The 13,253-nt window shown below is 71.5% G+C and carries 9 protein-coding genes; 2 read left to right on the top strand and 7 right to left on the bottom strand.

Features of this window, described 5'->3' with window-relative positions; all coding sequences use genetic code 11:
- Positions 1–102: 102 nt before the first annotated feature.
- The 4 genes from AB0I16_RS02200 to AB0I16_RS02185 all read right to left on the bottom strand — a co-directional run bounded on the left by AB0I16_RS02200 (position 103) and on the right by AB0I16_RS02185 (position 7,032).
- A complete protein-coding gene (locus AB0I16_RS02200; RefSeq protein ID WP_363247384.1) occupies positions 103–2,313 on the bottom strand; it encodes an ATP-binding cassette domain-containing protein in 2,211 nt (736 codons plus the stop codon).
- Between the two features lie 198 nt (positions 2,314–2,511).
- Positions 2,512–3,273, bottom strand: coding sequence for an NUDIX hydrolase (locus AB0I16_RS02195; protein ID WP_363247383.1), 762 nt, complete (start codon positions 3,271–3,273; stop codon positions 2,512–2,514).
- A gap of 129 nt (positions 3,274–3,402) precedes the next feature.
- Positions 3,403–5,313: a glycogen debranching N-terminal domain-containing protein gene (locus AB0I16_RS02190; RefSeq protein WP_363247382.1), complete on the bottom strand. Its 1,911-nt coding sequence runs from the start codon at positions 5,311–5,313 to the stop codon at positions 3,403–3,405.
- Positions 5,314–5,694: 381 nt separating this feature from the next.
- A complete protein-coding gene (locus AB0I16_RS02185) occupies positions 5,695–7,032 on the bottom strand; it encodes a DUF4192 domain-containing protein (RefSeq protein WP_363247562.1) in 1,338 nt (445 codons plus the stop codon).
- A 657-nt stretch (positions 7,033–7,689) separates the two neighbouring features.
- Here AB0I16_RS02185 and argB point away from each other — a divergent pair.
- Positions 7,690–8,568: an acetylglutamate kinase gene (gene argB / locus AB0I16_RS02180; protein ID WP_363247561.1), complete on the top strand. Its 879-nt coding sequence runs from the start codon at positions 7,690–7,692 to the stop codon at positions 8,566–8,568.
- A gap of 153 nt (positions 8,569–8,721) precedes the next feature.
- Here the strand turns inward: argB and AB0I16_RS02175 are convergent, their stop codons facing one another.
- The 3 genes from AB0I16_RS02175 to AB0I16_RS02165 all read right to left on the bottom strand — a co-directional run bounded on the left by AB0I16_RS02175 (position 8,722) and on the right by AB0I16_RS02165 (position 11,681).
- Positions 8,722–9,321, bottom strand: coding sequence for a GNAT family N-acetyltransferase (locus AB0I16_RS02175; RefSeq protein WP_363247381.1), 600 nt, complete (start codon positions 9,319–9,321; stop codon positions 8,722–8,724).
- A gap of 76 nt (positions 9,322–9,397) precedes the next feature.
- A complete protein-coding gene (locus AB0I16_RS02170; RefSeq protein WP_363247380.1) occupies positions 9,398–11,035 on the bottom strand; it encodes an amidohydrolase in 1,638 nt (545 codons plus the stop codon).
- 433 nt (positions 11,036–11,468) lie between these two features.
- On the bottom strand, positions 11,469–11,681 hold the full coding sequence (locus tag AB0I16_RS02165) for an MbtH family protein (RefSeq protein ID WP_363247379.1): 213 nt from the start codon (positions 11,679–11,681) through the stop codon (positions 11,469–11,471).
- Between the two features lie 251 nt (positions 11,682–11,932).
- On the opposite strand from AB0I16_RS02165, the gene AB0I16_RS02160 reads away from it, so the two are divergent.
- Entirely contained in the window at positions 11,933–13,159 is a 1,227-nt protein-coding gene (locus tag AB0I16_RS02160; protein ID WP_363247378.1) for an alpha/beta hydrolase-fold protein, read from the top strand.
- The last annotated feature ends 94 nt before the right edge of the window (positions 13,160–13,253 follow it).

Here is a 13,253-nt window from a genome sequence, read left to right as displayed (position 1 = left end):
GTGATCGCTTACCCTGCCGTAATTGACGCCTTATCGGAAAGAAATGAGCGTCGTACGGGGAGTTGCGCGCAGGCCCCGCAACGAACGACGCCCAGATGGTCATCATCTGACCCTGCCGCGCACCGTGGTGAGCAGATATGCGCAGAGCAGGGTGGTCAACGACAACATCAGTGCAGTACCCACGGGTTGGGCGAGCATGCGGACACCGGCGGTCAGAATCCGTTCGCTGCCGAACGGCCACTGCACCAGCGCCAGATCCCGCAGCCGTCCCGGAAACCCGGCCGCCGATCGCACCGCGGGACCATCAACGGCTTTCTGCACGACCGGCACCACGAGGATCGGCACCGCGAGCACCGCGGCCAGCCCAGCGGTGGTGGAACGGAAGACTCCGGCAGCCAGCACCCCGGCCCACGCACACCCCGCCAGCAGCGCCGCCCAACTCGCCGACAAAACAAGCCAACCCGCGGGAACTCTGACGAGCTCCTCTCCGTATACAAGGTGAAGCAGCACACCATCGGTGCCCACCGCGAGCGTGCCGAGCAGCAGCGCCGTGGCGGCGGCGACGAGCAGCTTGGCGGCGAGCAGGCTCAGGCGGCGCGGGACAGTACCCCGGTCCGCGGCGAGGGCGGGGTGCCGGAACTCATCGCCGAAGGCGAGCGCGCCCAGAAGCCCGGCTCCCAGGGCCGCGGGCGGCAGCGGAAGCGCGTGCGGCCAGGCCGCCAGCAGCCGAGGCTGCGGGGTGTGCCCGACCCGCGCCACGACAAGGCTGATCAGGGCGGACGCGGCGAGGACGGCCGCCAGGGTGAGGTAGCCGGTGCCGACACCCACGAGGCGACGCACCTCGTAGCGCAGGGGCCACAGAGGAGTACGGCCGGGGCGGACGGTGATGGGGGGAGGCAGGGCTGAGGCGGGGGTGGGAGGGGGTGGGGGCGGGGCGGGGGGATTGGCCCCGTCGGTGAACGGGGCGGTGCCGCCGTCCTCCGGCAGCGGGGCCCTGTCGCTGTCCCTGAGTGGTACGAGGCGGATGGCCGCCGTCTCGGTCCGAGTGGGCGCCGCATCGCTGCCTTCGGTCCGCCCTGTGGCCGCCGCATCGCCGCCTTCGGTCCGGTCTGTGGCCGCCGCGTCATGGACCTTCTGCAGCGTGTTCCCGCTCCGGTTCTTGGTGGCGGCGTCGGCTTGGGCCGGCGGGGTTCCCTCGGCCTGCGTCAGGGGTGCGTCGGATGTCGGGGCGGGCTGCGCTTGAGGGTCCTCCTTGGCGCAGGCCGTCGAAAGCTGCGGCTCGTCGCGGGTCTGGGCGGGCGGTGCCGGTTGCCTGCTCTCGGTCTGGGGCGGCCCGCCAACGTCTGCGGTACGGCAGTCGCCGGAGGCAGCCGCGGCGACGGCGAGTGCCGGTTCGGTGGACAACTTCGCCTGAGGCGGTGGTCCGGGATGTGCTGACGGTCCCGCGTCGCCGATCTCGTCGGCGAGTTGGTGGACGAGGATGCCGTGCCGGTACGCGGTCTCGCCCACTTCGGCGCAGTTGCTGCCGTATACGGAGAGCCTGTTGCCCTCTTCCTTGACCACTTCGACGGGTTGCCGTGCCGCGCGGGCCTCTTTGGTGAGGAGTGCTCCGAGGCGGGCCGCGTGGGGGGTGAGGACGGCGACGCGGGGGCGGAGCCGGGTCCGTGCGAAGTCCGCGGCTTCCTGGTCCGCGATGAGCCGCCCCGCTTCCAGGGTGATGACGCGGTCGGCGGTTCGTGCCGCTTCCTTGGGGTCGTCGGTCGTGAACAGGACCGTGCCGCCCTGATCGGCGTGGGCGCGCAGGATCTCGTGCAACCAGGCGCCTTCCCGGGCCGAGAGGCCGTCGGCCGGGCCGTCGAGTACGAGGGTGTGAGGGTCGGCGAGCAGGGCGCAGGCCAGACCGAGCCGTCGGTCCATGCCGCGCGAAAGAGTGCCGAGGCGCTGGTCCCTGAGGCTGACGAGGCCGACGGCCTCAAGGACGTCGTCGGCACGTGTGGTGGGCACCGCGACAGCGGCACAGAGCATCCGCAGGTGATTGCGGACGGAGCGCGCGGGGTGCCCCGGGGCCTCGCCCAAGAGGACGCCGACCTCGCGTGAGGGTTGGGCGATGCGGTGCAGGGGGCGCCCTCTGAAGTACGTCACGCCGCGGCCCTGTTGCAGTTCGAGCATGAGCCGCAGCGCCGTGGTCTTCCCGGCGGCCTCGGCGCCCAGCAGCGCCGTGACCCGACCGGTGCGTGCCTCGAAGGACACGTCGTCGACGGCGGGCGGGAGCTCCTGGCGGGGATTGCTGGTCAGTCCGATGGCCTGGATCATCGCTTCTCTCGCAGGATGTGCGACCGCTCGACAGCCGGGGCCCGTCCACCGGATCAGGGGGACGAACCCCGTGGGTACCCCAGCAAGATAACGCGATATAAATGACTTTTCGGGCAAGGCGGCTGTTGCTGGTGTCCCCTTGGGTGGCGGGAGAGGTCGATCGGCGGGCCGGCCGACGGCCTGCGGTGAACGTCTGTGTCAGACCTCGGGGCGCAACATGGGCGGGTTGAGGAGCGTCGCGCCACCCGCGCGGAAGAGCTGGGCGGGGCGACCGCCCTGCCGGGTCGTGGTACCGCCGGTGGGCACCAGGAAGCCCGGAGTTCCGGTGACCTTGCGGTGGAAGTTACGGGGGTCGAGGACGACGCCCCACACGGCTTCGTACACCCGCCGCAGCTCGCCGACGGTGAACTCCGGTGGGCAGAACGCCGTGGCCAGCGAGGAGTACTCGATCTTGGATCTGGCTCGCTCGACCCCGTCCGCGAGGATCTGTCCGTGGTCGAAGGCGAGTGGCGCCGACGGTTCCCCCTCACGTCCGTATCCGCCCTGGTCGAGCAGGGTCTCCACGGGTGTCCAGCGGGCGCTGTGCGCGTCGCCGCCCGCGCGGGGTGCGGGCAGATCGGGGGCGAGGGCGAGATGGGCGACGCTGACGACGCGCATCCGGGGGTCGCGCTCGGGGTCGCCGTATGTGGCGAGTTGTTCGAGGTGCGCTCCGTTCGCCTGGGCCGGGCCGGCGGGGTCGTGGGCGCAGAGGCCCGTCTCCTCGCTCAGCTCGCGTGCTGCCGCGGACGACAGGTCCTCGTCGGGGCGGACGAAGCCGCCGGGGAGCGCCCAACGCCCCTGGAAGGGCTGTTCACCGCGCCGCACGGCCAGCGCGCAGAGTGCGTGGCGGCGCACGGTCAGCACGACCAGGTCGACGGTGACGGCGAAGGGCGGGAAGGCCGACGGGTCGTAGGGCGACATGCCGCGATCATAGTCGTCTGCCTGACGATAAACATCTCCTTCGCTCGCCGCTTCCCGGTCTGATTCCCGGCCATCGCGAAGCCGCCGTCCGGCCCTCTCTCACCGGCCCTCTGCCACTGAGACCCAAGGTCAGACCCGCAGCTGCAGTGCGTCGGCCGCTTCCTCGACCATGGCCAGACCCAGTCGGTTCACCCGTACGGAGAAGGGCGCCCCGGCCACGTTCAGCGATGTGAGGCTCAGTTCTCCCAGTGGCGCGCCGGGGACGGGCCGCAGCGTCACCGTGCCCGCCGGTGCGTCAGGCCGGATGCCGACGAGGGCCGTGAGAACGTGCACCCCTGCTGCCGCGGCGGTGGCCGCGGGGCGGCAGGCGGACGGGTGCGGGAGGGGAGCCGCGCCCGCCGTCCGCTGCTCTCCCGCGTACATCTCGGGCAGTCGGTGGCCGAAGCTCTCGGCCGCCGACAGCATGCCTCGCAGCAGCGAACTCGCCTCCTTCTCGTGGCCCGCGGCGGCAAGCCCCGCGACGGCGACCGCCGTCTCCTGCACACCGACCGCCCCGCTCCTGTGCCCGAACGGGTTGTACGCGGCCTCCCTCGTGCCCAGGCTGCGCAGTCCCCACCCGGAGTTCATGGCGGGGCCACCGAGCAGTCGTGCCAGCTGCTCGGTCTGGATGTCGTCGAGCAGACCGGGTGCGAGCGCTCCCGATCCGAGCAGGCCGGTGTCCAGGAGGTGGGCCGCTCCGCCGGTGAGGTGCGGGACGAGGCGTCCGTCGGCCAGTCGTGCCGAGGCCGGTCGTCCGCCCGCTCGGTCGTCGACCCAGAACTCGGCACGGAACGCGGACCGGAGCCGCTGGGCCCACTGCCGCAGTTCGGCAGCGCCTTCGCGGCCGTATGCGTCGAGCAGGTCCGCGCCGAGGAGTGCGGCCCGGGGAGCGTGAGCCTGGGTGGTGCCGCGCACCGTTCCGCTCGGTTGTGCGTCCGACAGGAAGACCTCGTCACCCACCGCGGCGCGGAGCCACCGCAGGCACCCCTCCGCGGCGGGGAGCAACTCCTCCACCTCCTTGCTCGGCAGTCCCCAACGCCGTGCCTCGGCGAGGAGGGCCGGGAAGAGCAGGGTCGCCTCGGTCCCTGTGCAGGCGGGTGGCAGATGCGGTCCCGCGTCTCGCATCGGGCCGGGGATCATTCCCGACCGCTGCCCCGGTCCGGTGAGTCGGCCACGTGCCAGGGTGCGCAGCGTGCCCGCGGCGAGCCTGGTCCCGAGCGGTAGCGTCATACGGGCCGTGGCCAACGCCTCGGCCGGTGCGAGTCCGCAGCGCCAGGGGGCACCCGCGGCCTCGTACACGTCCGCGGGGTGTTCGCGGTCCCGCAGCAGCAGTGCTCGCAGGTCCTCCACGGATCGGTCGAGCAGCGGCTGCAGCCTGGCGTCGTCGCCGACGGCTCGCGCCGCCGCCAGGGCGTGCGTCGTGCCGTGTCTCGCCATGCGAACCGGTCCCGCGCCGATGGGGCGCACCCGCAGTTCCACGCTCCAGGAAGCATGCGGTGGCAGTTCCACCTCCCAACGCAGCATTCCCGCCGAGGCCAGCGCGTCGGCAGGCGCCGGGTCGGCCGTGACCAGGCAGTCGCCCGAGGTGGATGACCACCGCATGCCGGAGGCGTGCACGTCGGCCGGCAACTCCGGTCCGGCTCTGCCGGATGCGACCGCGCCGAGCTCGGCCATATCCGTGCCGAGCGCGACCTCGACTGGCAGCCGCAGGGGGCGCGGGGCCGAGCTGCGCAGGGTGATCCGTTCCGCGCCGTCGGCGTGCCGGACACGCTCGATGACGATCTCCGGATCGGGGCCACTCCCGGTCGGCAGGTGCAGGGTCGCCATGAAGCGGGCGCAGTCCGCCGTGACCATACGGGCCTGGAGGGGGACAGGCTCGCGGCCGGCCACACGCATCTGGCAGCGGGACAGTATCCGCCGTCCCGCGCGGTAGAAGCCTTCCAGTCCTCGACCGGTCAACTGTCCCTTCTCCGACGAGATCGCGAGGGCGGGCAGGGCCACGCAGATGAGGGAGGCGTGTGCGGGCGGGAGTTCGAGGGAAGCAGCGGGGCCGGCTGGGCGCCGCGGCGTCGGGGCCGGTGGTCCGGGCGGGCGAGCCGTGATCGGCTCGGCCCGCTGGGGCCCCTCTCTGTCGGATACGGGTGACGGAGTGGAAGGGGGCATGAGGCGCCTTCTTCGGCGTTGGCTGCGTGGCCCGGGTAGGTCGGGGGCGATTCCGCGGCGTGCAACGGCCACTGATACCGCCACTCAGGTGAACGGGTCTTCCCCGCCGCAAGTCACGCTTGCGCGGCGCGAAGCCGACCACATGGAGCCAACTTCTTATGGCCGCCAGTGGGGACCACAGGCGTGCCGGCCAGGTTGCCCGCCAGGGGAACCGGGTGCTCATCGGCTCTTCCTGGCACCGCGCCTGACCGCGCGCCGCCGGCTCTGGGGCCCCGCGCCGGGGCCACCGGAAGGACGGGTGTTGTCTGAGGGGATGCTGCCGGTTGTTCCTGCTGAGCGAGGCAGCCGTGGGCGGCGGCGCCGAGGGGGTGTGCCGGTGGTGCCGGCACCAGCTGATTCGGCCTGAGGGGATTGGTTGTCCGGTGTCCCGTTGTCCGGTGTCCCGTTGTCCAGTGCTCCGTTGTCCAGCGTTTCGCTGTCCTTGTCTTTGCTGCGCAAGCAGCGCCGGATGGACTCCGGGTCCATGCCGTCGTTGCAGGCGCGGTGCAGAAGCAGGGCGAACATGTACTCCGGGTCGACGCGCAGGGCCATGTCCAAGGCCTCCTGCCCCTCCACCAAGTCACCGAGGGACCAGGCCACCCAGCCCGCCAGGGACAAGGGCGCCGCCGCGTGCTCCGTGTATGCGCCGACACAGCGGCGGGCCAGCGCCCTCCAGAGCCGCAGGGCCGCGGGTGCCGTGGCACCCTCCATCCAGGCCGCGGCGCGATCGCGCGTCGTCCGCACTTGGAGGCCGATGATGAGTGCGGCGGCCTCGTCGTGCGCGATCAGCCGGTCGTCCCTGCCGTCCGCTGCGGACGTGTCGGGCATCGGCGGCGCGTCGGCCAGCCGCGCCATGACTCGGCGGGCCAGGTCGAGCGTCTCCTCGGCGGTGTCGTGCCCCTCCTCGCTCAGAATCCGGGGGATGAGCGTGAGGCTCACCGCGTCGAGGGCGCGCTCCTGTTCCACCGCGCCGCCGACCGTCCACGGCGCGAGCCGGCCCCTGATCCCGCTCTGCGTGGCATCCACTCGGACTCCCATGTAGGTCGATGCGGCGGCCAGGACGGAGGTGCCGGGCCTGAGCAGGGGGGTGCCTTCCGGCGGGCAGCAGTGGGTGTCCGGGCAGCAGTACGTCCAGAAGCGGCCGTCCGAGATGCACACGACCTCGAACACCGGCACCTCCAAGGCACCGCAGGACGTGCGCAGCAACTGCGCGAGCGGTCGCAGGTGCTGCACGACTTGTTGTCCGGACTCCCCGGCGCGAGGCTCGCGGCAGAGGAAGGCGACGATGCCGTCGGGGCGGTCGCCGCGCCGCTCGCAGCCGCCCACCAGGCACTGGGCGAGCTGATCGGTGACGCAGGACCAGTCCTCGGCGCGCTCGGGGATACCGAGCCGCACCCGGCCACCGAACCGCCCGCGCTCCCCGTGCAGGGCGATGAGCACGATGCTCTCCTCGGGCTTGAAGCCGAGAAGATAGGGCAGGGCGTCCGCCAGCTCGGCCGGGGTTCGCAGGGTGACCATGGGCTCGTCGAGCGGGTCACGGGTGTCGGTCGGAGCGTCGAGTGCGATGGGGTCGCCCACACGGGTCGCCTTCTCGGGTGCGATGGGCTCGCCCGACCTCATCGGCTCGTGGGGCTCGATCGGGTCGGCTGCTTCGCTGTGATTCGTCATGTGCCGACTCTGCCTCGGAAGTTGAGCCTCCGGTTGCCCCTGTGGATAACCCTGGGCAGGGGCACGCCAAGGGTTATCCACAGCCTCACCCGGATGTCAGACCCGTCGTGTTGCATGGGGGCATGCCGCGCCTCGTCCCGCACTAGCCGGCACGCCATACCCACACACATCACGAGAGAGGTGATCCACCCTTGGACAACCACTAATTAGGTTAGGCTTAGCTAATCAGTAGGCAGTTGGGGTCAGCGGTGCGTTCGGCACGTTTCCCGCGGGGACCTCACCCGTCTCGCAGGCAATGCACGGCACCACCAGACATCACGAGAGAAGACGGAGACTATGACCGAACGGGCCGCGACAGCCGAACTACGTGACCATGTCGACGCCGGTGCCGACGCGAACACGGATGCCGACGGAGAGAGCTTCCGCCTGCTGGTGTCGCACCCTGACTCGCCCCTTTCCGCGGGGTCGCCCTCCCGACAGGAAGGTGCGTCTTTCCGGCCGGAGGAACTGCAAGGCAGCGCGGTCGTCGTGAAGTTCGGCGGCCACGCCATGGTGGACGAGGCGTTGCAGCGATTGTTCGCCCAGGACATCGTGGACCTCTGGCACGCGGGCCTGCGTCCGGTCGTCGTGCACGGCGGCGGGCCGCAGATCAACGCGATGCTCGACCGGCTCGACATGGAGACCCGTTTCGAAGCCGGCCTGCGGGTGACCACGCCCGAGGCCATGCAGGTCGTGAGGATGGTCCTGACCGGGCGAGTGCAGAGGGACCTGGTCGGACACATCAACGCTCATGGGCCCTTCGCCGTAGGCATGACCGGGGAGGACGCGCACACGATGACGGCGGTGCGGAGAGCCGCCTGGGTGGACGGCAGGCCGGTCGACATCGGCCTCGTCGGCGACATCGTGGACGTGAATCCCGGGATGGTGCGCACGCTCCTGGACCAGGGGCACATACCGGTGGTCTCCCCCGTGGCTCGCGGTGAGGACGGACAGGTCTACAACGTCAACGCCGATCTCGCCGCGTCGGCCCTGGCCGTAGCTCTCGGTGCGGAGCGGCTCGTCATGCTCACCGATGTCGAGGGGTTGTACGCGAACTGGCCGCACAGCACCGACGTCATCGAGCACCTGACTGCCGATGCGCTGGACGCGATGCTGCCGGAGTTGGCCAGCGGAATGCTGCCGAAGATGGAGGGGTGCCTGCGGGCGGTCCGCGGGGGCGTACGCAAGGCGCACGTACTGGACGGGCGCGTGCCTCACGCGGTACTGCGGGGCGTGCTCGACGAGAGGAGCCCGGGTACCACCGTGGTCGCCGGTCCCCCGGTCGACCCCGCAACACTCATAGGCAACGCCCCTGCCGGTGCCCACGACGTCGCCGCCAGCGCCTGACGGTTCGTCGCAGGCACCGCAGAACCGCAGAACCGCAGAACCGCAGAACCGCAGAACCGCAGACTACTCAGACACCGCAATCACCGCGCAATTAGCGTGATCGCGCGTACCGTGTCCCGGCGCAGCACTGAGCGCCGTCATGGCTCCGTGGCGTCACAACGCCCGTACGAAGACCTGGGCGTTGCGACGGGGGTCGAGTGACTTGGCCCAGGACGGTGGGGCCAGCCGCTCGGATGCAGGGGTGAAACCGTGGCGGATGAAGACGTTTCCGTCGCCTGTCGTGGCCGTGAAGAGGGCATCGAGGAACTGGGCGCGCGCCTCGTGCAGTGCGGCGCGCAGGAGTTGGGCGCCCGCACCGCGGCCCTGCCGGTGGTCGGCCACGCAGAAGTTGTACAGGACGCCGACCTGCCGGCGGTTCCCGACGAGACCGGATGCGGAGCCACCGGGCGTGAGGTCGGATGCGGAGCTACCGGATGCGGGGCCGGGCGGGGAGGCGAGCGCGGGGCCCGACGCAAGGTCTGGCGCAGGGGCGCAGTCGTGGACGCTTAGGCCTACGCAGCCTTCGATCTCGCCGTCGGGGGTTTGCAGTACGAGGAAGTCGGCGGCCCGGGTGGCGTAGAGCGAGGCGGGGCGGGCTCGCAGTGCTCCCGAGCGAGCGAAGGGCTCGGACAGGGCGGTGAGTGCGGGGGCGTCCCCCTCGCGGGCCGAACGTACGAAGGACGGTGGGGCGGGGCGCGGCGTAGCCGTGATCAAGGCGTTCCTTCCTCGGTTCCACGAGTGGACTCGAAGGAAGGTTAGCCTTACCTAATTTCAGAGTTCAAATGCGGGTTCACATCTGACTGCGGAGAGGAGTTGAGTGAGGGTGCGTCTTCTTCATTTCCTGCGCCTTCTGACGTTCTTCAGGCATCTCCTGGCCCTCCACGTACGTGGCCGCGACTTCGATGTCTCCGATGCGGGAGACGTCCACGGACCTGGGGTCGTCGCCGAGAACGGTCAGGTCGGCTCGTTTGCCGGGGGTGAGCGTGCCGAGGCTGTGCTCCCAGTTGCAGGCGTGGGCACCGGCGGCCGTGTAGGCGTACAGCGCCTCGTCCACCGTGACCGCCTCCGCCGTGCCGATGACCTGGCCGGATTCCGAAGTGCGCTCGACCATGAACTGGATGGCGCGCAGGGGAGATCCGTCCGCGACCGGGCGGTCGGAACTGCCGATGAGTGGGACGCCGTGGTCGAGGAAAGCCCTTCCCCGGTAGAGCCATGGCGCTCGCGCCTCGCCCATGATCGCCGCATAGTCGTCGCCGAAGTAGCGCAGGAAGTTGGGCTGCACGACCGCGCTGAGGCCGAGCTGCGCGAAGCGGGGCAGCTGGTCGGGGCGGATCAGGCCCGCGTGTTCGATGCGATGCCGGGCGCCGGGGCGCGGCCGGAGGCGCTGGGCGCGTTCCAGGGCGTCCAGGGCGATGTCGGCCGCGCGGTCGCCGATCGCGTGGACGGCGAGCTGCCACCCGGCGAGGTGTCCGCCCACGATCGTCTCCGTGAGCGCTTCCGGATCGTCCTGCAACTGGCCCGTGTGGCCGAGGCCTTCGTACGGGCCGCTGAGCGCCGCGGTCCTGGCCATCATGCCGCCGTCGGTATAGATCTTCAGGGCGCCCACGGAGAGGTGGTCGTCGCCGAAGCCGGAGCGAAGGCCGAGGTCCAGGGCGCGCGGGATGCCGTCGGCCTCGTGCGCGGCGACCGGGCGCAGACGGTCCGCCGAGATCATGAGCTGCGTGCGCAGCGGGAGGAGGCCCTGCTCGCGGGCGAGCTGGTAGGCGCCCAGTTCGACCGGGCTGTGGCCGAAGAGGGTGCCGCCGATGCCCGCCTCGGCGCAGGCGGTGATGCCCTCGGAGAGACACGTGCGGGCAGCGCGCCCGATCGCTTCCGCCAACTCCTGCTGGCTGTACGGCAGCCGCAGCGCGCGGGCGGCGCCCATGGCGCCCTCGGCGAGGAAGCCGTTCTCGTGCGGGAGGTCGGCGGGGAGGAGGTCGAGTACGGCGGAGTTGACGACGCAGCCGTGGCCGGAGTCGTGCAGGATGTAGACCTTGTGCCCGTGGCTGACCTGGTCCAGTTCGGCGGCGGTCAGGTGGCGGCCGAGGGCCCGTTGGTCGTAGCCGGCGAGGTCCAGCCAGGCGTCGGCCGACGCCTGCGCGGCGGCGGCCTCCGCCACCACGGCGAGCACGTCCTCCACGCGTGTGAGGCCCGCGATGCTCAAGGTGTTCTCCTTGAGGCCGGTCCAGGCCAGATGCACGTGGGCGTCGATGAACCCGGGCAGCACGGTCGCGCCCTGCAGGTCGATCACCTCGCGCGCGGGCAGCGAGGTCACGGCCTCGTCGAGCCCCGCGATGCGGCCCCGCCAGATGCCCAGGTCATGCGCTACGGGGTGGTCCGGATCCATGGTGAGGAAGCGCGCGTTCGTCAGTCTGGTGCAGAGCGTCATCGTCAACGGGGTTGCCAACGGGGTGCCTCCCGACGTCTACTCGGCCGACCCGCGGGCCGGTGTGTCAGTGATGGCGTCCGCCCAGCCGCATGCGCCGGGCCGCGTTCGGCTCACCATCGGCTCACCATCGGGTCAGACTCAGATCGGGCCGGGCCCGGCACCGTCCGCGACGGCCCGCTGCCGACCCGCGTCGGCCACCACCCCCGAGCAGTGCCTGCCCACGGCAACCCGGCCCACGGCAACCCGCCCACGACAGCCACTCCCCACAGCCAGCCCTCGCCCCCCGGCCAGCCTGCTCACCGGGAAGCCGGGGAGCCGGAGAACCGGGGAGCCGGAGAACCAGAAGACCAGGGAGCCAGGGAGCCAGGGAGCCAGAAACCCACGGCGTGGGTAGCCGGGGAGCCGGGAGGGAGTCGGAGCTCCAGGGCGGAGCTCAGGCGTCCATGGATGCCGCGAGGGAGCGCGGGCGCAGGTCCGTCCAGTGGGTCTCGACGTATTCGAGGCAGGCGTCCCTCGTGTTCTCCTCGAAGGCGACCGTCCAGCCTCCGGGCACTTCGGCGAAGGACGGCCAGATCGAGTGCTGCCCCTCGTCGTTCACCAGGACCAGGAAACGGCCTTCGGGGTCATCGAAGGGGTTGGTGCTCATGTGTCGGTTCCTCCTCGGCTCGACGGGCGCTGCGGCCGCGCCGGGCTTGTGCTTGCGCTTGTGCGTCTGCTGTGCGTGTGCGTGCTCAGCTTCCCCTGAAGGGCGACCATGGCCGAACTCGCCCGCAGAGGCGTGCCGTTGGTCGTCGACATGCTCACGGCGTCGTCGGCGTACGGCTTACGTATTAGGTTAGGCTCGCCTAATTACGGCGAGCTTAGCCTCTCCCCTTCCCCTCTCACAAGGAGACGTTCATGTGCCCCGCCTCGGAGCCCGCCTTCGCCGACTTCGGGTTGCCCGGTGCCCCCGGAAGCGAGGAGTTCTGGGCGGCCGTGCGTACACCCGCCTCGGTCGCTGCGTCCGACAGTGACGGCCACAGCGGCAGTGACGATCACGGCGGTTGGCGGACCCTCTTCCTGTGGCGTCAACAACCCACGTCAATGTCAGGAACCGCCACCGCCACCGCCATGTCCACCGCCACCGCCATGTCCACCCCCGCAGCCGCGCCCACCGACGCCGGCACCCCCGCGTCCCCGCCCCTGATCGACTTCGAGAGCTGGGCGGATGCCACCGCGCTGCGTCAGTGGGGTACGACGGACTGCTGGTACGCCGAAGTGCGCATGCCCGCGCGGCTTCGCGTGAGCTATCGGTTCCTGGTCGGCGGGGAGGCGTACGCCGATCCGTTCAACCCGGTCGGCGCCGGTGGTGACCGGTCCATCGCCGCCACGCCGGACGCCCCGGCCCAGCCGCACTGGCCCGCCGTCGGTCCCGACGACATCCTGCCCGTGCCGCGCGCCCGGATCCGCTGGGCGAGTGAGCGGCTCGGCGGCCGGCGCACCGTACGCGTGCATCCGGTGGGCGGCGGCGGGCCCGTGGTGCTGCTGCTCGACGGGGACGACTGGCTGTATCTGCACCCGGCCATGACCGCGTTCGACGCGGCCTTCGCGGCCGGTGAGATGCCGCCGGTCACGCTGGTGTTCCTGCCGAGCAAGGACCGGGAGGCCGAGTTCGGCTGCCGGCCCGAGCTGTGGGAGGCGGTGCGGGACGAACTGCTGCCGCTGGTGGCGGAGTCCGGCATACCCGCCGACCCGAGCCGGCTCGTGGTCGCCGGGCAGAGCCTCGGTGGGCTGAGCGCGATGTACGCGGCGTTGGAGTTCCCGGACCTGGTCTCCCGCGTCGCCTGCCAGTCCGGGTCGTTCTGGTGGTCCCCGGAGGCCATGGGGCTGGCCGACCCCCTGGGTGGCCGGACCGGTGGTGCCATCGCCGCGCGGCTGGCTTCGGCGGACCACGACCTTTCGGGCCTGCGCGTCGCCTTCGACCTGGGGGAGCACGAGAGCCGCATGCTCTCCCACTGTGAAGCGGCCGAGGACCTGGTGCGGCGGGCCGGCGCCGCCGTGCGCGTCTCGCGGTCGGCCTCCGGCCACGACCGCGCCGGCTGGCGCCACGCCTTGCTGAGGGACGTCGCCTGGGTCCTCGACTGACGCGGCCCCTCCCAAGCGGCTCCTCTCCAGTGGCCCCCTCCCCAGCGACCACCGGCCGGGGGGCCTCCGGCGGGGCCCTCAGCAAGGCCCCCGC

The sequence above is a fragment of the Streptomyces sp. NPDC050703 genome, from assembly GCF_040654435.1.
GTDB lineage: Bacteria > Actinomycetota > Actinomycetes > Streptomycetales > Streptomycetaceae > Streptomyces.
This window is presented reverse-complemented; position numbering and strand designations above follow the sequence as displayed.

Coding starts and splice junctions, on each gene's coding strand:
- AB0I16_RS02200 (WP_363247384.1), bottom strand. CDS start 2,313: ATGATCCAGGCCATCGGACTGACCAGCAATCCCCGCCAGGAGCTCCCG.
- AB0I16_RS02160 (WP_363247378.1), top strand. CDS start 11,933: ATGTGCCCCGCCTCGGAGCCCGCCTTCGCCGACTTCGGGTTGCCCGGT.
- AB0I16_RS02195 (WP_363247383.1), bottom strand. CDS start 3,273: ATGTCGCCCTACGACCCGTCGGCCTTCCCGCCCTTCGCCGTCACCGTC.
- AB0I16_RS02185 (WP_363247562.1), bottom strand. CDS start 7,032: ATGGTCACCCTGCGAACCCCGGCCGAGCTGGCGGACGCCCTGCCCTAT.
- AB0I16_RS02165 (WP_363247379.1), bottom strand. CDS start 11,681: ATGAGCACCAACCCCTTCGATGACCCCGAAGGCCGTTTCCTGGTCCTG.
- AB0I16_RS02170 (WP_363247380.1), bottom strand. CDS start 11,035: ATGACGCTCTGCACCAGACTGACGAACGCGCGCTTCCTCACCATGGAT.